Here is a 24,019-nt window from a genome sequence, read left to right as displayed (position 1 = left end):
TGGCATTGATCTCGCCCTGCCCTTGCGCGCATAGTCCGCGCCACACGCCCAAGCCAGAAGGACCACCAATGGAGCCGCGCCAGATCACCGAAGACTTCTCCGTCGCGCCGCAGATCACGCCCGAGGATATCCCCGCTATCGCCGCCGCGGGGTTCCGCTCGATCATGTGCAACCGCCCCGATGACGAAGAACCGGGCCAGCCCCATGAATCCGCAGTTACCGAGGCGGCCCGCGCCGCCGGGCTCGAGACGTGCTGCGTACCGTTTTCCTCGGCCACCATGACCGAGGCCGATGTCGCGGCCTTTCGCGCGGCGCTCGACGACATGCCCAAGCCCATGCTCGCCTATTGCCGCACCGGCACGCGGTGCACGATGATGTGGAGCCTTGTCAATTACGACACGCTCGGCGCCGAGACCATCCTGCGTGCCACCTCGGCTGCGGGTTATGACATGTCGGGCCTCGTCGCGCAGCTTCAGGCCCGGCGATGAGCCCATGGCGCCTGTGCGGCCATGACGGCACCGGGGGCCGCGCGCTGGTGCTCGACGGCGCGCACATCCTCGGCGAGGCGCACGGCGCGACGGCAGAGGCGGCCCTTGCCGCGCTCGGGTCCACCTCCGGCCCCGTGTTTCGCATCGGCGACGGCGTGGCCGTGCCGCTGCCCGCCGCGCTGCTGCCCGCCACCGTGGGCAGCGGCCTGCCCGGCCTGACGCAGGAGACCCCGCCCGACTGCCTCGACGGCTGGACGCGGCTGATGCTGATCGGGCTCGCGGGCGTGCCGCCGTATCGCGACGGCATCGCCTGCGTGGCGACCCCCACGCTCGCGCATTGGGTCCACCTGAGCGCGGGCGAGGCGGTGAGTTGCCAAAGCTTCCTCACCCCCCGCCTCGCCGCCGCCCTCGGTGCCGCCGAAGAGGCCGACGCGGAGGCGCTCGCCGATACGCTGAGCCGCCCCGAGCGCCTTGCCGCACATCTGCGCGTGGCCGAGGTGCGGGGTGCGCCCGCCGCCCTCACCGGCCACCTTCTGGGGGCCGAACTGGCTGCCGCGCGGCCCTACTGGCTGGGGCAGGAAGTCAACCTTATTGGCCTCAAGGCGGCAACCGGCGCGCGGGCCGCGGCGCTCGAAGCGCAGGGCGTGCCGGTCACGCGGCACGACCCCGACGACCTGCTGGCCCCGGCTGTCGCCGCGCTTGCCGCCCGGCGCGGCGGAACCGCCTGAGCACGCCGGAAATATTCCGTCGCCGTCCATTGAACGCGCCTCGGCGCGGGGCCAGATACCGGCGGCCCCGCTCATCGAAAGGACGGCAGGATGATCGACATTTGGCTTCCCCTCGCGGGCGGACTCGCGCTGCTCATCGTCGGCGGAGACCTGCTGGTGCGGGGCGCGGTGCGCGTGGCCGAACAGCTCGGCATCTCGCCGCTGGTGATCGGCCTCACGCTGGTGGGCTTTGGCACCTCCACGCCCGAGCTGGTGACCTCGGTGCAGGCCGCGCTTTCGGGCGCGCCGGGTATCGCGTGGGGAAACATCGTCGGCTCCAACATCGCCAATATCCTGCTCATCGCCGGGGCCTCGGCGCTGCTTTTTCCCATCGCCGTCACCGAGCCCGCGCTGCGCCGCGACGCGATGGTGATGCTGGCGGTGGCCGCGATCTTTGCCGGGTTGGCGGCGTTCTCCCCGATGGGGCGCGGGATCGGCGCGGCGTTTGTGCTGGCGCTCGCCGTCTACGTGATCCTGACCATCCGGAACGACCGCGCCGCCACCGCCGGCGCGCTGCACGACAAACAGGCCGCGCTCGCCGCGCTCGACCCTGCGCTCGCGCCCCTGCCCGCGCGGCCCGGTGGCCTGCTGGTCCCGCTCCTGATCGCGCTGGGCGGGCTTGCGCTGGTGATCGGCGGCGGCGCGGCGCTGGTGCGCGGGGCGGTGGCGCTGGCGCAGACGCTTGCCATCCCCGAGACGGTGATCGGCCTGACCATCGTCGCCGTCGGCACCTCGATGCCCGAGCTCGTGACCTCGGTGATGGCCGCGATCCGGCGGCAGGGCGACGTGGCCTTTGGCAATATCGTCGGCTCCAACATCGTCAACATCCTCGGGATCGGCGGGGTGACGGCGCTCATCGCGCCGGTGCCCGTGCCCGCCGCCATCGCCGGGTTCGACGCGCCGGTGATGCTGGCGGTGACGGTTATGATGGTGATGCTCGCGGCCACCGGGCTGCGCGTCTCGCGGCGGGAAGGGGCGCTGCTTCTGACGGGCTACGTCGCCTATCTCGTGGTGCTCTGGCCCTGACCCGCGGTCCGGCGAAGCCCGGCGTTAACCATTCCTAAACGCCTGTTGCGCTAGGCGTTAACCCTGTCGTCACATTCGCGGGGAGCACATGGTCGCACGCGCCTACACCGTGGCCTTCGAAGGGGTCGAGGCGCGCCATGTCGAGGTGCAATGCGCGGTCCTGCCGGGCCTGCCGGGCTTCTCGCTCGTGGGCCTGCCCGACAAGGCGGTGTCGGAGGCGCGCGAGCGGGTGCGCGCGGCGCTCTCGGCGCTCGCCATCGCGCTGCCCTCGCGGCGCATCTCGGTCAACCTCTCGCCCGCGGACCTGCCCAAGGAGGGCAGCCATTTCGACCTGCCCATCGCGCTCGCCCTGCTTGCCGCGCTCGAGATCATCCCCTCTGACGCCGCCGAGAGCACCACCGCGCTTGGGGAATTATCGCTCGACGGTTCGCTCATCCCCGTGGTCGGCGCACTGCCCGCGGCGATGGCCGCCGCCGCCGAGGACCGGATGCTGCTCTGCCCCCGCGCCTCGGGGCCCGAAGCGGCGTGGGTGGACGCGGCGCAGGTGATCGGCGCCGCCTCGCTGGCGGAGGTGGTGCGCCACTTTACCGGCGAGCGCCCCCTCGCCCCGGCCACGCCCGGCGAGGTGACGGCCCCGCCGCCCGGGCGCGACCTGCGCGACGTCAAGGGGCAGGAACGCGCCAAGCGCGCGCTGGAAATCGCCGCCGCCGGGCGCCATCACCTGCTGATGTCCGGTCCGCCCGGTTCGGGCAAATCCATGCTCGCGGCCCGCCTGCCGGGCATCCTGCCGCCGCTCAGCGCCGCCGAGGCGCTCGAGACCTCGATGATCCACTCGGTGGCGGGCCTCATCTCGGAGGGCGGGATCAGTCGCACACGGCCCTTTCGCGAGCCGCACCACACCGCCTCGATGGCCGCCATCACCGGCGGCGGGCGCAGCGCCAAGCCGGGTGAGATCAGCCTTGCCCATAACGGCGTGCTGTTCATGGACGAGTTTCCCGAGTTTCCCCGCCCCGTGCTCGAAACCCTGCGACAGCCGCTCGAGACCGGCGAGGTGATGATCGCCCGCGCCAATGCCCATGTCAGCTACCCTTGCCGCTTCCTGCTGGTGGCCGCGGCCAACCCGTGCAAATGCGGCCACCTCACCGATCCGGCCCGTGCCTGCGCGCGCGCGCCCAATTGCGGCGAGGATTACATGGGCCGAGTCTCGGGGCCGCTGATGGACCGGTTCGACCTGCGCATCGAGGTGCCGCCGGTGGCGTTTTCCGATCTCGACCTGCCCGCCTCGGGTGCCACCTCTGCGCAGGCGGCCGAGCGGGTGGCGGCGGCGCGGGCGGTGCAACGGGCGCGCTTTGAGGGCCGGCCCGACATGCGCCTCAATGCCGATGCCGAAGGCGAGGCCCTGGAAGAGATCGCCACGCCCGACGCCGAGGGCCGCGCGCTGCTCACCCGCGTGGCCGACCGCTTCGGGCTCACCGCGCGCGGCTATCACCGGGTGCTGCGCGTGGCGCGCACCATCGCCGATCTCGACGGCGACGAGACCGTCCGCCACCCCCATGTGGCCGAGGCGGTAAGCTTTCGCATCAGCACCCTCAAAGAGCCCTGATCCAGTCCGCAAGATCGTTCAGGGTGGCCTTTGCCTCGGGTAGGACATTGTGAAACAACGGCCAGACATGCGGATGATCGGGCGCGACATGCAGCACGCTGGTCACCCCCTGCGCACGCAGCCGGGCCTGCATCCGCACCGCGTCATCGCGCAGGAATTCGGTATCGCCCACCACCATCCATACCGGTGGCGCGCCGTCGTATTGCCCCCGGAGCGGCGAAGCGCGCGGATCATCCGGGTCATGCCCCGCGAGAAACATCTCGCACATTTCCCCGATCCGGCCGGGCGCGAGCACCACGTCGCGTTCGGCATTCTCCGTGATCGACGCGCCCGAAAACGTCATGTCGGTAAGCGGCGACAGGGCAAAGACACCCTTGGGCGGCGCGATGTCCTTCGCCAGTATCTCGTGCAGGAGCGCGAAGGACAGCGCGCCCCCCGCGCTGTCGCCCCCGATGATGACCTCGTGCCCGGTCCTGAGCGCGCGGTAGACAGCCAGCGCATCCTCGATCTGCGCGGGAAAGGGGTGCTCGGGGGCAAGGCGGTAATCCGGCAGGCAGGCGCGCAGGCCTGTCAGCGCCGAGAGCCGCGCCAGCATTGCCCGATGCGTGTCCGACGAGCCGAACACATAGGCCCCGCCATGCAGGTACAGGATGACCGGTTCCTCGCGGGCATCGCGCGCCTGTGCCCATTGCACGGGCACGCCTGCGAGCGTGTCGCGACGATAGACGCGCCCCCACGGGCCGTGAAAATAGATTTTCGACTTCAGTTCGAAGGAGCGCCGCAATCGCGCGACCGGGTGCCGGGCCAGCGCTGGTTTCTCGAACCAGCGCAGGTGCCGGTTGAGCAGCGCCAGTTGCCAGCTCACCGCCGCCGCGCCTCGATCGCCTCCCAGATGAGGCCCGCCCCGTTGGTGCCATCGAAGCGTTCCAGCTCCTGCAGGCCCGTGGGCGAGGTCACGTTGATCTCGGTCAGGTAATCGCCGATCACGTCGATTCCCACGAAAACCTGCCCCTTCTCGCGCAGAAGCGGGCCGATCCGGTCACAGATCTCGCGGTCGCGCGCCGTCATCTCGACCTTCTCGGCGCGCCCGCCCACATGCATGTTCGAGCGCGTCTCGCCCACTGCCGGCACCCGGTTGATCGCGCCGATGGGCGTGCCATCCACCAGGATCACCCGCTTGTCGCCGCGGCTGACATCGGACAGGTATTTCTGCACGATCAGCGGTTCTCGCGAGAAGCCGGTGAACATCTCGTGCAGGCTCGCGAGGTTGCGGTCGGATTCTGGCAGGTGAAAGACACCCGCCCCGCCATTGCCGTAGAGCGGCTTGAGGATCACGTCGCCGTGGCGTGCACGGAAATCGCGGATTGTCCCGATATCCCGCGCGATGGCGGTGGGCGGCATCAGGTCGGGGAAATCGAGAATCAGGAGCTTCTCGGGGTAATTGCGCACCCAGAACGGATCATTGACCACCAGCGTGCCCGGCGCCAGCCGCTGCAAGAGGTGCGTGGTGGTTATGTAGAACATGTCGAACGGCGGGTCCTGCCGCAGCCAGACCACGTCGAAATCGCCCAGGTCGACGGTCTTCTCTTCGCCAAGACTGAAATGATCGCCGGCAACCCGCTGCACATGGAGCGGCCAGCCGCGCGCCGTCACCCGCCCGTCCTCGTAGGCCAGCCGCTCCGGCGTGTAGTAGAACAACTCGTGGCCGCGCTCCTGCGCCTCCAGCGCGAGCCTGAACGTGCTGTCCGCTTCGATATCGACCGGCCCAATCGGGTCCATCTGAAAGGCGACCTTCATCCCGTTCCCCGTGGTTGTGCGTCCTTTCCTTTCATGGGCCAACCCGTTCCGGGGCGCAATTCAGAAATGACCGAAGGCCGCCTCGAGCAGGTGCACGGCCCCGGTCGCGTCCACCGCCGCCACGTCGAACCGCACCGGGGCAAGCTGCCCCTCGGGCGTGAGACCGATATATTCCGACGCCGCGTGATAAATGCGCTCCATCTGCCCGTGGCGCAGCCGGTTCAGCGCCACGTCGAAACTCGCCGCGCGCTTGACCTCGCAAAAGACATAGGTGTCGGGCGCGCGCAGCACGAGGTCGATCTCGCCGCTCTCGCCCCGCCAGCGCCGGGCAAGGATTCGCACACCGCGCGCCTCGTAATGGCGCGCCACGCTCTCCTCGGCGGCCTGCCCGCTCAGCCAGGCACGCAGGCCCCGCTCTTGCCGGCGCGACAGCCCAGGCGCCGACACCGATGGTCGTGCCCCCTCGAAATCGAATGCCAGTTGCCGCGTTTCCATCCTGCGCACCCTTTCCATCCTCGTCACCTCTCGATCCCGCTCCCCGCGACCGCGCGCTCAGTCACGATCCGACCGGTCACCGGGTGCCGCCAGAACCAAGGCGCGCTGATAGACCGTGCGCCTTGGCAGCCCGAGGCGTGCCGCCACCAGATCGGCGGCATCGCGCACCGATCCCTCTTTTAATGCCTCTTCCAGCGCACTGTCTAAATCCGTTTCCTTAACATTTGACTGATCCCCGCGATCGATCACCACCACGATCTCGCCCTTGAGGGTCGTCCCGGCGCATTGGGTCGCGAGACCGGACAGCGTGTCGCGGCGTATCTCCTCGAATTTCTTGGTGATTTCCCGGCACAGCGCCGCCTGTCGCCCGCCGCCCAACACCTTGGCCGCATCCTCCAGCATCGCCGCGACGCGCCTTGGCGATTCGTAGAAAATGAGCGTCGCGGGCACGGCGGCAAGCTCCTCCAGCACCTTTCGCCGCCGCCCGGCGGTCGCGGGCAGGAAGCCGGCAAAGAGAAACCGGTCGGTGGGCAGCCCCGACAGCGTCAGCGCCGTGACCGCCGCCGAAGGCCCCGGCGCCGAGACCAGCGGATAGCCCTCGGCCACCGCCGCCCGCGCCAGGTCGAAGCCGGGATCGGCCACCATCGGCGTGCCCGCTTCGGCGGCATAGACCACCGACTGCCCGGCAGCCAGCGCCGCCAGGATGCGCGGACGCATCCGCGCGCCGTTATGGTCGTGATAGGCCCAGAGCGGACGGTCGCCCAAGCCGATGCCGTGGATCTCCATCAGCCGTCGCAGGCTGCGGGTGTCCTCGGCCACAAGCACGTCCGCCGACGCCAGCAGGTCAAGCGCACGCAAGGTGATATCGCGCGCCGTCCCGATCGGCGTGGCGATCAGGTGGAGACCCGCCGCCGGTTTGCGCGTTTCGGCAATCATCTCTGGACCCTTTTCACATGACGGCTATGATCGAGGCGACAGGTATCCTGTCGCCGGTGCCCACAACACGGAGAGAGATTGCCATGTTCGCCGTTCCTGCCGCCCTTCGCAAGCCGATCGCCCGCCTCGCGGCACTGGTGGTGCTCGTGGCTGCCGCCGCCTGCGAGCCGGTGCCGCTGACCAATACCGGCGGAGGGGTGAGCCGCGGCGGGGCGGTGGCGGTGGCGCTTCTGGTGCCGCATGGCACGGCGGACGCGCAGGTGGCCAGCCTCGCGCGCGATCTGGAAGCCGCCGCGCGGCTCGCGGTGAGCGATCTCGGGGGCGTCGAGATCGACCTGCGCGTCTACGGCACCGCCGGACAGCCCGCGCAGGCGCAGCAGGCCGCGCTCAACGCCGTCGCCGACGGCGCGCGCATCATCATCGGGCCGCTGCACGCCTCCTCGGCCAATGCCGTCGCCGTCGCCACAGCCGATCGCAACATCAACGTGCTGGCGTTCTCCAACAACCCGACCATCGCGGGCGGCAACCTGTTCGTGCTCGGCCAGACCTTCCGCACCACCGCCGACCGGCTCGCAAGCTACGCGGTCAGGCAGGGCAAGAGCCGGATCATGACGGTCCATTCCGACAACCTCGCTGGCCGCCTCGGTCGCGACGCGATCGCAAACGCGGTGCAGGCCGAGGGGGCCACGCTCGCGGGCAGTGTTTCCTACGAATTCTCGCAGGATGGCGTGGTAAACGCCGTGCCCGAGATCCGCACCGTCGCCGAAACCAACGCCGCCGACGCGATCTTTCTCACCGCCAATACCGCGGGCGCGCTGCCGCTGTTTTCGCAGATGCTGCCCGAAGCGGGGCTCGGCCCCGACCGGGTGCAGTATATCGGCCTGACGCGCTGGGACACGCCGCCGCAAACGCTGGAATTGCCGGGGGTGCAGGGCGGCTGGTTCGCGCTTCCCGACCCGGCCCGCTCGGCGCAGTTTGCCCGCCGGTTCGAGGCCGCGCAGGGCAACCCACCGCACCCGATCGCCGGACTGGCCTATGACGGCATCGCCGCGGTCGGCGCGCTGGCCAAGGCCGGGCGCGGGCTGACACGCGGCGATCTCACGCAACCGGCGGGCTTTCAGGGCGTGAACGGCGTGTTCCGGCTGTTGCCCGATGGCAGCAACGCGCGCGGCCTCGCGGTGGCGACGATAACCGACGGTACCGTCAACATCCTGTCGCCCGCTCCACAGAGCTTTGGCGGCGCTGGCTTCTGAGCCGCCCCGCCCTGGCATGACACTCCTGGATACACCCGCGCGACCCGACGACCTGATCCTGCCGCAAGAGCAGATACTCGACGCGGAGGCGCTCGCCCACGATCTCGCCGCCGCCGCCGCACACGCGGAGAACGCCGCTGACCTGCGGCGCGCCGCCGTGCCGATCCTCACCGAGGCGATGCAGGGCGGTCGCCGGGCCATCGCCGCGGCCTTTGCCACCCGCCCGTTCGACGCGCGCCCGGCCACGCGCGCATGGTGCTGGCTCACCGACAGCGTGGTGCTTGCCGCACTCGACCTGGCCACCAAGACGATGCACCCGCTCTCCAACCCCACCGAATCAGAGCGGGTCGCGGTCTGTGCCGTGGGCGGCTACGGACGCGGCGAGATGGCCCCCTTCTCGGACGTGGACCTGCTGTTTCTCACCCCCTACAAGATCACGCCCTGGGCCGAGAGCGTGATCGAATCGATGCTCTACATCCTGTGGGACCTGCGCCTCAAGGTGGGCCACGCAAGCCGCACCGTGCGCGATTGCCTGCGGCTCGGTGCGCAGGATTTCACCATCCGCACCGCGCTGCTGGAAAACCGCTTTCTCGGCGGCGACGCGGAGCTTGCCGCCCGGCTCGACAGCCGCCTGCGCGACGAGCTGTTCACCGGCACCGAGCGGGAATTCACCGAGGCCAAGCTCGCCGAACGCGACACCCGCCACGAAAAGCAGGGCGAGCGCTACATGGTCGAGCCCAACGTCAAGGAGGGCAAGGGGGGCCTTCGCGACCTGCAATCACTGTTCTGGATCGCCAAGTATATCCACCACGTGCGCGAGGTGGGCGAGCTTGTGGCGCTCGGCACCTTCACCGGCGACGAGCTTGGCACCTTCATCCGCGCCGAGAATTTCCTCTGGGCGGTGCGCTGTCACCTGCACCTGATCGCCAATCGCGCCAACGATCAACTCACCTTCGACATGCAGGTCGAGGTGGCCGAGCGCATGGGCTATACCGACCGCGGCGGGCGACGCGGCGTGGAAATCTTCATGCAGGACTATTTCCGCCACGCCACCGCCGTGGGCGACCTCACGCGTATCTTCCTCACCAAGCTCGAGGCCGCGCAGCAAAAGGCCGAGCCGCTGCTGCAACGCCTGCTCAAGCGCCGCAAGAAGCTGCGCCGTGGCTATGCGCAGGTGAACGGTCGCCTCGCCATCGCCGACGAGGTCAACTTCCTCTCCGACCCGCTGAACCTGTTGCGGCTGTTCGAGGAGGGGCTGCGCACCGGGCTGCTCATCCACCCCGAGGCGATGCTGCTGGTGACCAACCATCTCGGGTTGATCGACGAGGACTTTCGCAACGACGCGCGGGCGCAAAAGCTGTTTCTCGACCTGCTGCTGAAACACGGCAACCCCGAGCGTGCGCTGCGGCGGATGAACGAGCTTGGCGTGTTGTCGGCATTCATCCCCGAATTCGAGCCGGTCCGGGCGATGATGCAATTCAACATGTATCATCACTACACGGTGGACGAACACATCATCCAGTGTATCTCGCACCTTGCCCGGATCGAGCGGCGCGAGCTGATCGAGGAGTTACCGGTGTCGTCCTCGATCCTCAAGGAAGGGATCAATCGCCGCGTGCTCTACGTGGCGCTGCTGTTGCACGACATCGGCAAGGGACGGCCCGAGGACCACTCGATCCTCGGCGCGCGCATCACGCGCAAGGTGGCGCCACGCCTCGGGCTCAAGCCGCGCGAGGTCGATACCGCCGAATGGCTGGTGCGCCATCACCTGCTGATGTCCGACACCGCCCAGAAACGCGACATCGCCGACCCGCGCACCGTGCGCGACTTTGCCAAGGCGGTGCAGAGCCGCGAGCGGCTCGACCTGCTGTTGCTGCTCACCGTCTGCGATATTCGCGGCGTCGGCCCGGGCACGTGGAACAACTGGAAGGCATCACTGCTGCGCGCGCTCTATCGCCAGACGCGGCGCGTGCTCGAAGACGGGATGGAGGCGCTCACCCGCGAACAGCGCGGCGCGGACGCCAAGCGCAACCTTCGCGAGGCGCTGTCGGATTGGGACGCGCGCGACCTCAAGGCCGAGACCGCACGCCACTATGCCCCGTACTGGCAGGGGCTGCACGTCACCGCCCACGTGGTCTTTGCCCGGCTCCTGCGCGACCTGCATGCCGACGAGATCGCCATTGATCTCGCCATCGATGCGGACCGCGACGCCACCCGCGCCTGTTTCGCGCTGGCCGATCACCCCGGCATCTTTTCGCGGCTGGCGGGCGCGCTGGCGCTGGTGGGGGCCAACGTGGTCGATGCGCGCACGTATACATCCAAGGACGGCTTTGCCACCGCCGTGTTCTGGATACAGGATGCCGACGGCCACCCGTTCGAGGAAAGCCGCCTGCCCCGCCTGCGCCAGATGATCCAGAAGACGCTCAAGGGCGAGGTTGTCCCGCGCGACGCGATCAAGTCCCGCGACAAGCTGAGGAAACGCGAACGCGCCTTCCGCGTGCCCACGCATATCACCTTCGACAATGAAGGCTCGGAGATTTACACGATCATCGAGGTCGATACCCGCGACCGCCCCGGCCTGCTCTACGATCTCACCCGAACGCTTGCCTCCGCCAATGTCTATATCGCCTCCGCCGTGATCGCGACCTATGGCGAACAGGTGGTGGATACCTTCTACGTCAAGGACATGTTCGGCCTGAAATTCCACACCGAGAGCAAGCGCGTGGCGCTGGAGAAAAAACTCCGCACCGCCATCGACGAGGGGGTGGAGCGGGCGCGGGAGTGACGGGGGGTGGTGTCGGCTTTGCGCAGGGAGCGGGGGTGCAAAGTCAGTGCCGACGTGCGTGATGTAGCGTCGGGCCAGGTCCAAAGCGGTCACTCGCAAGGTTTTGGCCATGCTGCAGTGCGGCCCGCCGGAGCGGGCATCGATGAAGCGCGAAGCATGCAAGTGCCAAACTGTTTGATCCTAGCCTACCATTCGGATTACCTGTAAGTCGACAACGCAAGTTTTGGACGGTTTCTTTGGAAGTTTCGGTAGACCATTTTGATGCGGAGCGCGTTGCGTTTCTTGCCCTCAGCGCCATCAAGGGCGTTGGTTTCGAAACTCTGAGACGAATTTCTGCATCGGAGAAGTCCTTTCAAAGTGTGATTGAACTTGAGGATGCTGACGAAGTGCGCAACCTGCTGGGACGGTCAGAACTGCAGGAAAACGGCGATGGCGCTCAGGCTTGGCGGGAAACTCGCGCACGGGCACTGGATAATGCGAAGCGCAGGTCTCAGGAATTAGCTCTGTCTAACGTTTCGATTGTCTTTCAGGGCGACAAAGATTTTCCACCGCAACTAAACGATCTGAGTAACACCCCACGGTGGCTTTTCGTTCAGGGGCAAACCAGCGTTCTGTCGCGACGTTCAATTTCAGTAGTTGGGTCACGGAAGGCGTCTGAGGACGGTGTGTGGCTTACCCGATATGTCGGGCATTGGTTAGCAGAGTTCGGTGTTCCAACAGTAAGTGGCTTAGCCGATGGGATTGACCAAGTAATTCATTCCGCGAGCATCGACGCTGGCGTTCCAACGGTTGCGTTTTTGGGAACCGGAATTTTTACCGAGTATCCAAAAGATTCAGATAGGCTGAGGCGCACAATTTTAGACAGTGGCGGAGCAATCGCGACCGAGTACTTGATCAAGGAAGGATACAGCGCCGCAAACTTCGTGCGCCGAAACAGACTGCAAGCAGCATTGAGTAAGCTACTTATTCCTACAGATTGGGCTGTAAAAAGTGGAACAGCGCACACGGTGCGATATGCGCATGAACTCTCACGCCCGATTGCTTTCCTGAGAACACCGGCGCAACCCGACCTCGACTGGGTGCCGCGCGAATACCTACCAAATAATGGCTTTTTTACCATTCCCTCAGATCAAGACAGCTTTGTCGATTTTGTGCTTAGGCATTTGAACTCTGATCCAAGACCAATGACCGCTCAGCTCAAGCTATTGTAAGGACGGGTATGCACACTTTACGTGGCGCGATTTTTTCCCTTAGTAACGTTTTAGCCAGAGAAGGCAAAGCGGATCAAGCTAAGGCGTTGGAAACAGTTAAGCTTATAAAATATCTGATCTCCGTTGGTGTGCAGCCCGTTTTGGTTAGCAACTCAACGTGGACAATGGTGGGTAGCAAAGAGCCATTCAATGATTACTTTTCCCGGCTGGTAGGCCAACAACTTCCCTACTATCAAGGTGGCAAAGACATGGCGTACAAACAGTATGCTGCCGCTATGCAGCATGTGTTGGGAGATCAAGGTTGGGCATCTCAGGAAGTCGTCTACATCGGTAACACTCAGGATGACATTCAAGCGGCATCGAATGGTGGCTTACTATTCTTGAACGCAAAATGGCATGAGGAGAACAGCCCGTTCGGCTTCGAGTTCAACTCGCCAAAAGATATTGCGAAATTCGTCGATTGCTGCTGTTTGACACCCCAGGGTTGGTTTTGGAGCATCGAGCAAGATAACTTGCGAGTCTACACTATTGCTCCGCTGGGGGAATACTCCAAAGCTTACCCGCAAGCTGCAACTTACTCTACAGACGCAAAGAGCGCCGTAAAATTTGGTGTGGGAGATTTACGGTTTTGGGGCCTTCTGATGGCTGCGAGAATGCACCTTTCCGGCATTGGGGCAGAAGCATCGTATGTCGCCCCATACCCCGGCCACAAAACTACATCTGAAAAGGCTGAACTCTTGCAAGCAGTACGCATTGCCTCAGGTTCATTGCGGGCCCGGTATTTGGAAGACTACATTGTAAGGCACCAAGACGCACCGAAGTCGCAGACTCTTCGGAACAACGGCGAGCAACCCTCAGCCCACAATCAACTTGCTACGATCCACCTCAGAACCGACCCACTCAAAACTGGCGAGGTCGGTGGGCGTTACAAGAACCGTCCAAACGTCAAAGGCAAGACCTTGCTGGTGGTGGACGACATTTGCACGAAGGGTCATTCACTCGAAACGGCCAGAGCGTTTGCCGAGGCGGCGGGTGCCAATGTCATCTGTCTGTGCTGGCTCAAAACACCGGGTCCAAACGACTATCACGAGATCGTCAAACTCACCCCAAGCATCAAACGACCCTATTCCACATACGCGCCAGCAAGCCTAGAAGTGGCCGTTCATTCAAATTCCGGCAACGTCATCAATCACAATGCAGCGACGGAGGTTGCTGACGCCTTCACGCGCTTCAATGGATGGGACTGGCCTAAAGGTTTGTGAAGGTTCGCGGGGCGAAAATCTGCTATGCTTGTGGGTTCTTTCAGCCGAGGTGAGAGCAGCGAAGGTCCGCATCCCGCCCATGCTCGCTGAGGACAGTAGGCGGTGCCGCTCTCGCTGTCACGTCCGCTCCAGGACTGAAACCCGCCCCTCGCCCCACACATTCTCACCCCCCACCTCACCTTCCCAACACACCCCGCTCGAACGCCGCCCGCCGCTCCGCCTCGGCCTGACGGGCCACGGCGGCGCGGCGGCGGGCGTGGGTGTCGAGGTTCTGCATCGCGCGCCATTCGGTGTAGAGCGCGCTCTCGTGGTCCAGCGTCCAGAGCGCGCGGGCCTCGGTCACCGTGACCAGCCCCGCCACCGGCCGCCCGCGCCGCGTCACCAGCCGCTGCGCGCCGCTCAGGCGCACCGCCTCGACCGTGGCCCCGACCGACCGGCGCAATTCCTCGATGGTGATCTCGGGCACCGGGGGAAAGAGCGGCGTCTCTGACATGGCGGGCCTTTGGTGTCGGGGTTACGGGGCGCGCGCAGCCTCGCCCGGCCGGATGACCAAACCCTTACCCCCGCGCGCGGCGCCGGGCACGACAAGGGGCGCGAACCGTGCGGTTCACGCCCCGAACCGGTCGGTTGCGCCGCGGGCGCGGGGCGCGCGCAAACCCATGCGCGGCGCGTCCTCCCCCACCCGCCGCAGCGGCCGGGGTGGCCGGATCACTCCGACTGGTTCCCCCCCATGACCGACAATCCCCTCAGGATATCAACGGCATAGGCCAACTGGTAATCCTCCTCGCGCAGGCGGGCGACCTCATCGGCGCGCTGGCGCTCTTCCTCGATCTGCTTGAGCTCGTCCTCGGACAGGCTGTCATTGTTGAGCCGCCCCCGCAGATCAGCCTCCGACCGGCTGGGGCGTTTGCTCTGCGCCTCGTCGTCCTCGGCCTCGGCGCGGCGCGCGGGCTGCGCGACCACGATGTCGGGGCTGACACCCAGCGCCTGGATCGAGCGGCCCGAGGGCGTGTAGTAGCGCGAGGTGGTCAGCCGCATCGCCCCACCGCCCCTGAGCGGCATCACCGTCTGCACGGATCCCTTGCCGAAGCTCTTGGTGCCGACGACGATCGCGCGGCGATGGTCCTGTAGCGCGCCGGCCACGATTTCCGACGCCGAGGCCGATCCGCCATTGATCAGCACGACGATCGGCTTTCCCTGTGCCAGATCGCCGGGCGTGGCGTTGAATCGCTCGCCGTCCTGAACGTTGCGCCCGCGGGTCGAGACGATCTCTCCCTTGGCAAGGAAGGCGTCGGAGACCTTGATCGCCTGCGTCAGCAACCCGCCGGGATTGTTGCGCAGGTCGAGCACGATGCCGCTCACTTGCTCCATGCCGCCCAGCGCCTCGACCTGCTCTTTCAGACCGCTTTCGAGATTGGGATAGGTGTTGTCGTTGAAGGTGGTGACCCGCACCACCACCGCGTCCCGTTCGGTCCGCACGCGCACCGCCGTGAGCTCGATCGTGTCACGGATGATCGACACGTCGAACGGCTCTGGCTCTCCCTCGCGCACCACGGTGATAACGATTTCGCTGCCCACCGGGCCGCGCATCAGGTCGACCGCCTCGTTGAGCGTCAGGCCCAGAACGCTCTCGCCATCGACATGGGTGATGAAATCACCCGCCTCGATCCCGGCCTGGTAGGCGGGGGTGCCATCCATCGGCGAGACCACCTTGACGAACCCGTCCTCCTGCGTGACCTCGATCCCCAGCCCGCCGAACTCGCCGCGCGTCTGCACCTGCATGTTCTCGGCGTCATCGGGCGAGAGATAGCTGGAATGCGGGTCGAGCGAGGTGAGCATCCCGTTGATCGCCGCCTCGATCAGCTCGCTGGTATCGACATCCTCGACGTATTGCGCGCGCACCCGTTCGAAAATGTCACCGAAGAGATCGAGCTGCTCATAGACGCTGCTCCTCCCGTCGTTCTCCTGCGCGAGAAGGGGAGCCGCTACCTGCGTCGTCATCAAGGCACCGGAGAGGAGCCCCACGGTCGTGGCCATCAGGATTTTCTTCATGTCTCAACCTTCCTTGTCGGTCGCGAACCACGTCAGCGGGTCCACCGGTGAATTGTCTTGCCGCACCTCGATATAGAGCGTCTGGCCGCGTCCAGCACCCCCCTTGCCCCCGTCGGAACCTTCGGCCGCGGCAAGCAGGTCGCTGCCATCGCCGGTGCCGCCCATCAGGCCCACGGGGCTGCCGCCGGGCAGCACCTCGCCGATGCGACCGTATACGGTGTCGAGCCCGGCGAATACCAGCAGCACCCCGGCCTGCGGTTCCAGAATGATCACATTTCCGTAGTCGAGCAAGGGGCCGCGGTAGCGCAGCGTCGCCGGGACCGGCGTGGTGACCAGCGCGCGTGGCCGCGTGGCGACAACGACGCCCGGGCGCACGACCCCGGCGGCGTCGGCCTCGCCCGAACGGTGCAGGATCACCCCCTCCACCGGCAGCGGCAGGGTGCCCTTGCGCGATCCGATCTCCGGCAGGCTGCCCGCCACCTCGTCCACGGCGATGTCGCTCAACCCGCTGGCAAAGCCCTCCAGCGTCTCGGTCGATGCGAGGAGCAGCGCCGTCTTGACCGGGTCCTCGGTGAACCGGCGAGGCAGGTCGGTGCGCGCGGCGATGGCCTTGCTGAGGTGCACGCGCGCCTCCTGCACACCACGCAGCCCGTCCTCGAGCGTGGTCGTAGCGCTTTGCTGAAGCGCGCGCAGCACGGCGATATCCTGCACCTTGCCGCGCAGATCAAGCGCCTTGGCATCGAGCGCCGGGGCCACCTCCGACAGGATCATCCCCGCCCGCGCGGTGCCCACCGGCCCCGATGGATGCAGCATCAGTACCGGCACCGGCGCGTGGCCCATCGTCTGCAACACGCCCAGAAGCCGTGCGACCTCGTCCTCGCGGGTGCGCAGTTCGGCGATCAGCGCCGCCTCGCGCTGCGCGGCACGGCGCGCGCCAGCGCGCATCGCCGCGAGCCCCTCCTCGTAGGCACGGATCACCCCGGTGAGCGCCTTGACCCGGTTGCGCGCGCCCTCGGCGGCGGCGAGCGCCTCGGCCGCCTCATCGAGCGCCGCTGCCGCGGCGCGTGCGTCGGCGGAAAGGTCCGCGCCCTCCTGCGCCCCGAGCGGCCGCGCCAGCAGCATCAGAAGCAGTAGGCAGGCCGCGCGTATCCTCATGCCAGAAGGTTCTCGCCAGTCATCTCGCCGGGTTGCGGCAGCCCCATGAGCGCCAGCACCGTGGGCGCGAGATCGGCGAGCCGGCCGCCATCGCGCAACCGCGCGCCCGCCGGCCCGCCGACGAGGATCACCGGCACCGGGTTGAGCGTGTGCGCGGTGTGAGGCCCGCCGGTCGCGGGATCGACCATCACCTCGCAATTGCCGTGATCGGCGGTGACGATCATCGCGCCGCCCGCCGCCTCCAGCGCCTCGAGCACGCGGCCAAGCCCGTGATCCACCGCCTCACAGGCCGCCATCGCCGCCTTCAGGTCGCCGGTATGGCCGACCATGTCGGGGTTGGCATAATTGACCACGATAAGGTCATAGCCCTCGCCGATCGCCCCTACCAGATGGTCGGTCACCTCGGCAGCCGACATCTCGGGTTGTTGGTCATACGTGGCCACCTTGGGCGAGGGCGCCATGTAGCGATCCTCGCCACGCTCGGGATCCTCGCGACCACCGTTGAGGAAAAAGGTGACATGGGGGTATTTCTCGGTCTCGGCGATGTGAAACTGCCGCAGCCCCGCCCGACTCACCCATTCGGCCAGCGTGTTGACGATCACCCGCGGCGGAAACACCGTGTCAAACCACGCGTTATGCGCCTCGGAATACTCTACCATGCCCAGACGCGCCGCCCAGTCGGGCACAACCTCGCGGTCGAAGGCGCTGAAACCGGGATCGGCCAGCGCCTGCAATATCTCGCGCGCCCGGTCGGCCCGGAAATTCAGACAAAACAGGCCGTCGCCCGCCGCGACCCCGGCATAATCGCCGATCACCGTGGCGGTGATGAATTCATCGGTTTCCGAGCGCGCATAGGCATTGGTAACCGCCATGCGCGCGTCCGACGCGCGCAGCCCCTTGGCGGCGGTGATCGCCTCATACGCCTCCTGCACCCGGTCCCAGCGGTTGTCGCGGTCCATCGCGAAATAGCGCCCGGTGACGGTGGCAATGCGCACGCCCTCGGGCAGCATGTCGGACAGGTTGGCCAGATGGGTGCGCGCCGATTTCGGAGACACGTCGCGCCCATCGGTCATCGCGTGCAGCACCACCGGCACGCCCGCCTCGGCGATCGCCCGCGCGGCAGCGGCGATATGGGCAATATGCCCATGTACGCCCCCGTCCGACACGAGGCCCAGCAGGTGCGCCGTGCCGCCAGTGTCCTTAAGCCGGTCGATGAACCGGCCCAGGGCCTCGTTGGCGGCAAAGCTGCCATCCTCTATGGCGAGGTCGATCTGCCCGAGATCCATCGCCACCACCCGGCCCGCGCCGATATTGGTGTGACCGACCTCGGAGTTGCCCATCTGCCCACGGGGCAGCCCCACATCGGGGCCATGCGTGATCAGCGTCGCGTTGGGGCATTCGGCCATCAGCCGGTCGATGTTGGGGGTGTCTGCCAGGTGCGGCGCGTTGGCCTCGGGCCGGTCGCTCAGGCCCCAGCCATCGAGAATGCACAGGACGACAGGTTTGGGCATGGTCTCTCCGGGTGTGGTCCTGCCCGCCTTCTAGGCCGATGCCCCCGGACCCGCAACCCTCGCTGCGCGGGCTCAGCCGTGGACCAGGGTGTCGGAGACGCAGGCTCGCACCCCCTCCGCGCAGCTGGCGGCGTGCGTCAATAGGTTGCGGAAATCGACATCATCAAGTCAGGCCGGAAATCCCCGCAGTTTCTCTGGCCCAGCGAAGATCTGCGCCGCGTGCTCTTCCAGGTAGATGCGCAGCCACGGCGTGAAATCGGCGGGTGCGTTGCGGATGCGCGTGGCGAGCGCGGCGCGCGTTATCCAGTCCACCGCCATCACCTCTTCGGGGTTGGGCACCGGTTCCACCCGGCGCGCGACCCGTGCGAGAAAAACATCGACAAGCTCATGCTCGATCAGCCCGCCGCCCACATCCGCGCGGTATTCCACCTGACCGCGCGGCGTGAGCGGCAGGCCGCGCAGGCCCAGTTCCTCGTCGAGTCGGCGATGCGCGCAGGCCAGCGGCGCCTCGCCCCAGCGCGGGTGCGTGCAGCAGGTATTCGCCCACAGACCCGGCGTGTGATACTTGCCCAGCGCCCGGCGCTGGATGAGCACCGCGTCGCCGCACAGCACGAAGACCGACACCGCCTTGTGCCGCAGCCCGCGCCTGTGCGCCTCCAGCTTCTCGACGGCCACCAGATCGCCATCGACCCATGTCGGGATCATCTCGGTCATTTGCGCGCGGGCGAAGCGAGCCCGGTCTTCACATGCGCCAGCGGGCGGGCGCGCACGAGTTTCTTGTTCATGTCGGCCTCGAAGGTCAGCCTCTGCTCGTCGATATCGTGGCGCAGCGAAACAAACCGCTCCCGCCGATCATCCGACCGATAATAGGCATTCTGCATCGAGGCAAGGCAGGCACTCGCCGTCATGGCGGCCACGCGACCGCCGACCGTCGCATAATGGATGCCCTCGCCGGAACTCGGGGTCACCACGCGCGCGAATTTGCCATGCGGAAGCACCCGGCGGTAGAAATCGCGCGGGGCGATCCTCGCCGAACCGGGGCAACCATACACGGGCGACGGGGTCCGGGGCTGATCGGTCCCTTCGTGGCAGAGAGGTGACCGGGCAGAGGCCCCTTGCCCGCGCCCGCCACCCGGCGTATAGCCCCGGCCTGATCCCGAAGGAGCCCGATCATGCAAGGCAGCGCCAATCTCAACGTCATGCTCAAGGCCGCGCGCAAGGCCGGGCGCGGGCTGATCAAGGATTTCGGCGAGGTCGAGAACCTGCAGGTCTCGATGAAGGGCGCGGGCGATTTCGTGAGTCGCGCCGATCTCGCCGCCGAGAAGACCATCAAGGCCGAGCTGATGGGCGCGCGGCCCAACTATGGCTGGCTCGCCGAGGAGGGCGGCGGTGAGGATGGCAAGGATCCGACCCGCCGCTGGATCGTCGATCCGCTGGACGGCACCACCAATTTCCTCCACGGGCTGCCGCATTTCGCCGTCTCCATCGCGCTCGAGCACAAGGGCGAGGTAGTGTCCGGGGTGATCTATGACCCGGTCAAGGACGAGGCGTTCTTTGCCGAAAAGGGCACCGGCGCATGGATGAACGACAAGCGGCTGCGCGTGTCGGGGCGCACCAAGATGATCGAGGCGATCTTTGCCACCGGGCTGCCCTTCGGCGGACGCGCCGACTTGCCCGAGACGCTGCACGATCTCGCCCGGCTCCTGCCCGCCTGCGCGGGTGTGCGGCGCTGGGGCGCTGCCGCGCTCGACATGGCCTATGTCGCCGCCGGGCGCTATGACGGATTCTGGGAGCGGGGGCTCAACCCGTGGGATCTCGCCGCCGGGGTCATCATCCTGCGCGAGGCAGGCGGGCTGGTGGAGCCGCTGACCAAGGGCGGCGACATCCTTGGCGATGGCGAAATCATTGCCGCCAACGAGGCAATTTTTGACAAGTTCGCCAAGGTGATCCGCGACCGCGCGTGACAACCCGCGCGTGTCATGCCACAAAACGGCAACAACGCGGAGAGGGGCATGGAACTCGATCACCTTGCGGTGGCGGGCGAGACGCTGGAAGAGGCCGCCGCCCATGTCGAGGCGGCGCTCGGACTGCCGATTCAGCCCGGCGGCACGCACCCGAGATTCGGCACGCATAACCGGCTTTTGGGACTGGGGCCCGGAGTCTATCTCGAAGCGATCGCAATCGACCCGGACGCCCCCGCGCCAGAGCGCCCGCGCTGGTTCGATCTCGACCGGCTAAACGGGCCGCCGCACCTGCGCAACTGGATCGCCCGCGTGGACGATCTCGATGCGGCGCTCGCGCGGCATCCGGGCGCCGGCACGCCCCTCGATCTCGCACGCGGAGACCTGCGCTGGCGCATGGCCGTGCCCGACGATGGCGTGCTGCCCTACGACAACCGCTTCCCGGCGCTCATTAAGTGGCAGGCGGGCGGACATCCCGCCGACCGGCTGCCGGATGCGGGCGCACGGCTCAAGCGTCTCGTCGTGACGCATCCCGAGGCGGTGGCGCTGCGCGCCGCGCTCGCCAACCTCGCCGATCCGCATATCGTGTTCGAGCCCGGGCCGCCCGCCCTGCGTGCCGAGATCGACACCCCGTCTGGCACGCGCGTGCTGACATGATCCTGCGGCGCGCCACCGAAGCGGATATTCCCGCGATCCTCGCGATTTGGAACCCGCTCATCCGAGATACCTCCGTCACCTTCACCACCGAAGAAAAGACGCAAGAGGGCCTCGCCGCCGAGATCGCCGCGCGCGGCGACGCCTTTGTCGTGGCCGAGGACGCAGGCCGGGTGCTGGGCTTTGCCGGGTTCGGCGCGTTCCGCGCCGGTCCCGGCTATCGCCACACCGCCGAGCATACCGTCATCCTTGCCACCGACGCGCGCGGGCGCGGCACGGGCAGGGCGCTGATGGCTCGGCTCGAGGAGGTGGCGCGTGCGCGCGGCATCCACACGCTCATCGGTGCGGTGAGCGGCGAGAACGCGGGCGCCATCGCGTTTCACGAGGCCATCGGATTCACGCGCGCGGGCGTCCTGCCAGAGGCCGGGCACAAGTTCGGCCGCTGGATGGACCTCGTGCTATTCCACAAGCATCCGTGACGCTGTGCCTGACAGGCGCGCCGTTCCGGGATAGGATTGACCCATGTCGATATGGACCCGCATATCCGAGGCGCTTCAGGCGCTGGCCAAGGGCGAAAGTCTTGCGACCGTGTTCGATCGGCTGCGCAGCCCGCCCGAGCGCAGCGTCGCCTTTACCATCGCGGTGATCGCGCTCTCGGCCAAGATGGCCAAGGCCGACGGGCTGGTCACACGTGACGAGGTGACGGCGTTTCGCGATGTCTTTCACATCCCCCCGGAGGAGGAGAAGAACGCCGCGCGCATCTTCAACCTCGCCCGCCAGGACGTGGCGGGATACGAGGAATACGCGGCACGCATCGGGCGCATGTTCGCGGATGCGCCCGATACGCTCTGCGACTTGATGGAGGGGCTTCTCCATATCGCTATGGCCGATGGGGTCTATCACCCGAAGGAGGACGCCTTTCTCGGTCGCGTGGCCGAGATATTCGGGATCGAGGAGCGCCGCTTTCGCGCGCTGCGCGCGCGCTTCGTCCCGGACGAGCGGCCCGATCCATGGTCCGTTCTGGGGGTGAGCGCCGACATGCCGCTATCGGATATTCGCGCCGCGTGGCGCAAGCAGGTGCTCGACTGCCACCCCGACCGGCTCAAGGCACGCGGCGTGCCCGAAGAGGCGGTGCGCCTCGCCGAAAGGCGGCTCAGGGACATCAACAATGCCTGGGAAGAAATCAGCTCCATGCGGGCGCCCTCTTAAAACCGTCACGGCCCTCACCTATGTTACAGCCATGAGACACACCGCCCTGATCCTCGCCCTGCCCGTCGCGCTGCTCATCGGCGTGAGCCCGGCCCTTGCGCAGGAGGAGGAAGAGGATGGCCTCTCACTCATGGAGGAAGGCGCGCAGCTTTTCTGGGACGGGCTGCGGCGCGAGATGGGGCCCGCGCTGGAAAGCTTGCGCGACCGCGCCGACGAGATGGAGCCCGCCCTGCGCGATTTCGCCGAGCGGATGGGTCCCGCATTGGCAGACCTGCTGGAAAAGATCGACGACCTGAGCGCCTATCACCCGCCCGAGATGCTGCCCAACGGCGACATCATCCTGCGCCGCAAGACGCCGCAGGAAATGCGCGACGCCCCGGTTGACGGCGAGATCGAGATCTAGCCACGCAGAACCGCGCCCGGGTTCATGATTCCCGCGGGATCGAGCGCCGCCTTGATGGCGCGCATCGCATCCAGCTTCACCGGATCGCCATAGCGTTCGAGGTCATCGACCTTGAGCCGCCCGATCCCGTGCTCGGCGCTGACAGAGCCGTCCATCTCGTGCACGAGGTCATGAACCGCGCGCTTGATCGCGTCGCGCTCGGGCAGATGATCGGCGCAGCTGCGCCCGGGCATAGGAAACACGTTGTAATGCAGATTGCCATCGCCAAGGTGGCCGAAGCAGTTGACGCGGAAATCACCGATCCGGGCAATCTCTCCGGCGCCTTTCGCGATGAAATCCGGGATCGCCGACAGCGGCAGCGAAATGTCGTGCGAGCTGACCGAACCGATGCGGCGGTTGGCCTCGGGGATCTGCTCGCGCACCTCCCAGAATTCGTGCCGCTGCGCCTGCGATTGCGCGATCATGCCGTCGCTCACCAGCCCCGCCTCGAAGCCTTCGGCGAACAGCGCCTCCAGCGCCGCCGCGGGATCGAGGCCGCGCGCCAGCCCCACATCGACGAGCACGCACCATTCCGGCGGTACGGCGAAGGGCTGCCGGATATCCGGCAGCGCCTCGGCGAGGAAATCAAGGCCCTGCCGGTGCATGATCTCGAAGGCGCTGATTCCCTCGCCCATGTGATCGCGCGCCAGCGCCAGCAGATCGAGCGCCGCGCGCGGCCCCGCCACCGCCATGAGCGCGGTGCCCTCTCCCGCCGGGCGCGGCGCGAGCTTCAGCGCGGCGGCGGTGATGACCCCCAGCGTACCCTCCGAACCGATGAGCAGATTGCGCAAGTCATAGCCGGTGTTGTCCTTGCGCAAGCGTTTCAGCCCGTGCCAGACGCGCCCGTCGGGCAGCACCGCCTCCAACCCCAGGCACAGGTCGCGCGCATTGCCGTATCTCAGCACGTTGACCCCGCCCGCGTTGGTCCCCAACAGCCCACCGATACGCGCCGAGCCCTTGGCCGCGATGGAAAGCGGAAAGAGCCGGTTCGCCGCCTCTGCCGCCGCGTGGATGTCCTGCAGGATCGCCCCCGCCTCGACGATCATCACGTTCTCGTCCGGCCAGAGCCCGCGCACCGCGCGCATCCGCTCGAGACTGAGGATCACCGGCACCGGGCCGTCCACTGCTACCTGCCCGCCAACAAGGCCCGTGCCGCCGCCATAGGGCACCACCGGCACCCCCGCCTCGGCACAGGCGCGCACCACATGCGCCACGCCCTCCACATCGCCCGGGGCCACGACCACGCCCCGCCCCTGCCAGCGCCCGCGCGGTTCCTCGAAATAGCGCGGCTCGGCCTCGCGAAAGGCCACGTCAGGCAGCACCGTGCGCAGGCCGTCTATGAAACCAGGTGTGGCGGAACTGAGCGTCATGCCCCCTAGCTATCACAGCCGTCAGACAAGGCCAGCCGCTCC

At 67.1% G+C, this 24,019-nt stretch carries 23 protein-coding genes and 1 pseudogene; 13 read left to right on the top strand and 11 right to left on the bottom strand.

The genetic code is table 11. The features are described from left to right. Positions 1–68 precede the first annotated feature (68 nt). From AC13D8_RS15700 to AC13D8_RS15685, 4 genes are all read left to right on the top strand, one after another. A complete protein-coding gene (locus AC13D8_RS15700; protein WP_104019840.1) occupies positions 69–488 on the top strand; it encodes a protein tyrosine phosphatase family protein in 420 nt (139 codons plus the stop codon). Continuing rightward, entirely contained in the window at positions 485–1,216 is a 732-nt protein-coding gene (locus AC13D8_RS15695; protein ID WP_482969605.1) for a 2-dehydro-3-deoxygalactonokinase, read from the top strand. The genes AC13D8_RS15700 and AC13D8_RS15695 overlap by 4 nt, the downstream gene beginning before the upstream one ends. A 90-nt stretch (positions 1,217–1,306) precedes the next feature. Beyond that, positions 1,307–2,281, top strand: coding sequence for a calcium/sodium antiporter (locus AC13D8_RS15690; RefSeq protein WP_482969604.1), 975 nt, complete (start codon positions 1,307–1,309; stop codon positions 2,279–2,281). Positions 2,282–2,369: 88 nt separating this feature from the next. Further along, positions 2,370–3,884: a YifB family Mg chelatase-like AAA ATPase gene (locus AC13D8_RS15685; RefSeq protein WP_104019837.1), complete on the top strand. Its 1,515-nt coding sequence runs from the start codon at positions 2,370–2,372 to the stop codon at positions 3,882–3,884. Here the strand turns inward: AC13D8_RS15685 and AC13D8_RS15680 are convergent. From AC13D8_RS15680 to rsmI, 4 genes are read right to left on the bottom strand one after another with little or no spacing between them, the layout of a single operon-like run. Next, a complete protein-coding gene (locus tag AC13D8_RS15680) occupies positions 3,871–4,749 on the bottom strand; it encodes an alpha/beta hydrolase (RefSeq protein WP_482969603.1) in 879 nt (292 codons plus the stop codon). The two genes, AC13D8_RS15685 and AC13D8_RS15680, sit on opposite strands and share 14 nt — an antisense overlap. Then, positions 4,746–5,681: a glutathione synthase gene (gene gshB / locus AC13D8_RS15675; protein ID WP_482969602.1), complete on the bottom strand. Its 936-nt coding sequence runs from the start codon at positions 5,679–5,681 to the stop codon at positions 4,746–4,748. The genes AC13D8_RS15680 and gshB overlap by 4 nt, the downstream gene beginning before the upstream one ends. A gap of 60 nt (positions 5,682–5,741) precedes the next feature. Beyond that, the gene (locus AC13D8_RS15670; RefSeq protein WP_482969601.1) at positions 5,742–6,176 is read right to left on the bottom strand and encodes a YraN family protein; all 435 of its coding nucleotides are present in this window, start codon (positions 6,174–6,176) and stop codon (positions 5,742–5,744) included. Between the two features lie 57 nt (positions 6,177–6,233). Beyond that, complete coding sequence (gene rsmI / locus AC13D8_RS15665; RefSeq protein WP_482969600.1) at positions 6,234–7,112, bottom strand: 16S rRNA (cytidine(1402)-2'-O)-methyltransferase; 879 nt, start codon at positions 7,110–7,112, stop codon at positions 6,234–6,236. An 83-nt stretch (positions 7,113–7,195) separates the two neighbouring features. On the opposite strand from rsmI, the gene AC13D8_RS15660 reads away from it, so the two are divergent. The 4 genes from AC13D8_RS15660 (at position 7,196) to AC13D8_RS15645 (ending at position 13,623) form a co-directional block, all read left to right on the top strand. Beyond that, the gene (locus AC13D8_RS15660) at positions 7,196–8,365 is read left to right on the top strand and encodes a penicillin-binding protein activator (protein ID WP_482969685.1); all 1,170 of its coding nucleotides are present in this window, start codon (positions 7,196–7,198) and stop codon (positions 8,363–8,365) included. A gap of 16 nt (positions 8,366–8,381) precedes the next feature. After that, on the top strand, positions 8,382–11,150 hold the full coding sequence (locus AC13D8_RS15655; protein WP_482969599.1) for a [protein-PII] uridylyltransferase: 2,769 nt from the start codon (positions 8,382–8,384) through the stop codon (positions 11,148–11,150). A 236-nt stretch (positions 11,151–11,386) separates the two neighbouring features. After that, positions 11,387–12,361 carry a DNA-processing protein DprA gene (locus AC13D8_RS15650; protein ID WP_482969598.1) on the top strand — a complete coding sequence of 325 codons (975 nt, stop codon included), beginning with the start codon at positions 11,387–11,389 and terminating at the stop codon, positions 12,359–12,361. 8 nt (positions 12,362–12,369) lie between these two features. Further along, positions 12,370–13,623 (top strand): HAD family hydrolase, encoded by a 1,254-nt coding sequence (locus AC13D8_RS15645; RefSeq protein WP_482969597.1) that lies wholly within the window; start codon positions 12,370–12,372, stop codon positions 13,621–13,623. Between the two features lie 175 nt (positions 13,624–13,798). On the opposite strand, the gene AC13D8_RS15640 is transcribed toward AC13D8_RS15645, so the two are convergent. From AC13D8_RS15640 to AC13D8_RS15615, 6 genes and pseudogenes are all read right to left on the bottom strand, one after another. Beyond that, complete coding sequence (locus AC13D8_RS15640; protein WP_104019830.1) at positions 13,799–14,116, bottom strand: hypothetical protein; 318 nt, start codon at positions 14,114–14,116, stop codon at positions 13,799–13,801. A gap of 215 nt (positions 14,117–14,331) precedes the next feature. After that, positions 14,332–15,675: a S41 family peptidase gene (locus AC13D8_RS15635; protein WP_482969596.1), complete on the bottom strand. Its 1,344-nt coding sequence runs from the start codon at positions 15,673–15,675 to the stop codon at positions 14,332–14,334. A 3-nt stretch (positions 15,676–15,678) separates the two neighbouring features. After that, positions 15,679–16,830 (bottom strand): murein hydrolase activator EnvC family protein, encoded by a 1,152-nt coding sequence (locus AC13D8_RS15630; RefSeq protein ID WP_482969595.1) that lies wholly within the window; start codon positions 16,828–16,830, stop codon positions 15,679–15,681. After that, the gene (gene gpmI, locus AC13D8_RS15625; protein WP_482969594.1) at positions 16,827–18,341 is read right to left on the bottom strand and encodes a 2,3-bisphosphoglycerate-independent phosphoglycerate mutase; all 1,515 of its coding nucleotides are present in this window, start codon (positions 18,339–18,341) and stop codon (positions 16,827–16,829) included. The genes AC13D8_RS15630 and gpmI overlap by 4 nt, the downstream gene beginning before the upstream one ends. Positions 18,342–18,509: 168 nt before the next feature. After that, positions 18,510–19,055 carry an isopentenyl-diphosphate Delta-isomerase gene (gene idi, locus AC13D8_RS15620; protein ID WP_482969593.1) on the bottom strand — a complete coding sequence of 182 codons (546 nt, stop codon included), beginning with the start codon at positions 19,053–19,055 and terminating at the stop codon, positions 18,510–18,512. Continuing rightward, positions 19,052–19,339, bottom strand: a pseudogene (locus AC13D8_RS15615) (geranylgeranyl diphosphate reductase); the annotation flags it as partial. The pseudogene AC13D8_RS15615 and the gene idi, both read right to left, overlap by 4 nt. 174 nt (positions 19,340–19,513) lie before the next feature. Here AC13D8_RS15615 and AC13D8_RS15610 point away from each other — a divergent pair. The 5 genes from AC13D8_RS15610 to AC13D8_RS15590 are packed head-to-tail and all read left to right on the top strand — an operon-like array spanning position 19,514 to position 22,568. Beyond that, positions 19,514–20,305 (top strand): inositol monophosphatase family protein, encoded by a 792-nt coding sequence (locus tag AC13D8_RS15610; RefSeq protein ID WP_482969592.1) that lies wholly within the window; start codon positions 19,514–19,516, stop codon positions 20,303–20,305. Positions 20,306–20,353: 48 nt separating this feature from the next. Then, on the top strand, positions 20,354–20,959 hold the full coding sequence (locus AC13D8_RS15605) for a VOC family protein (protein ID WP_482969591.1): 606 nt from the start codon (positions 20,354–20,356) through the stop codon (positions 20,957–20,959). Next, the gene (locus tag AC13D8_RS15600) at positions 20,956–21,435 is read left to right on the top strand and encodes a GNAT family N-acetyltransferase (protein WP_482969590.1); all 480 of its coding nucleotides are present in this window, start codon (positions 20,956–20,958) and stop codon (positions 21,433–21,435) included. The genes AC13D8_RS15605 and AC13D8_RS15600 overlap by 4 nt, the downstream gene beginning before the upstream one ends. A gap of 43 nt (positions 21,436–21,478) precedes the next feature. After that, complete coding sequence (locus AC13D8_RS15595; RefSeq protein ID WP_482969589.1) at positions 21,479–22,165, top strand: TerB family tellurite resistance protein; 687 nt, start codon at positions 21,479–21,481, stop codon at positions 22,163–22,165. A gap of 31 nt (positions 22,166–22,196) precedes the next feature. After that, positions 22,197–22,568, top strand: a complete 372-nt coding sequence (locus AC13D8_RS15590) for a hypothetical protein (RefSeq protein WP_482969588.1) — start codon at positions 22,197–22,199, stop codon at positions 22,566–22,568. Here the strand turns inward: AC13D8_RS15590 and AC13D8_RS15585 are convergent. Continuing rightward, positions 22,565–23,977: an FAD-binding oxidoreductase gene (locus AC13D8_RS15585; protein WP_482969587.1), complete on the bottom strand. Its 1,413-nt coding sequence runs from the start codon at positions 23,975–23,977 to the stop codon at positions 22,565–22,567. The genes AC13D8_RS15590 and AC13D8_RS15585 overlap by 4 nt on opposite strands. Positions 23,978–24,019 lie beyond the last annotated feature (42 nt).

This window comes from Roseovarius sp. B-10 (assembly GCF_056859295.1).
The sequence above is the reverse complement of the archived record's forward strand: the minus strand, read 5'-3'. Positions and strand labels throughout refer to the sequence as shown.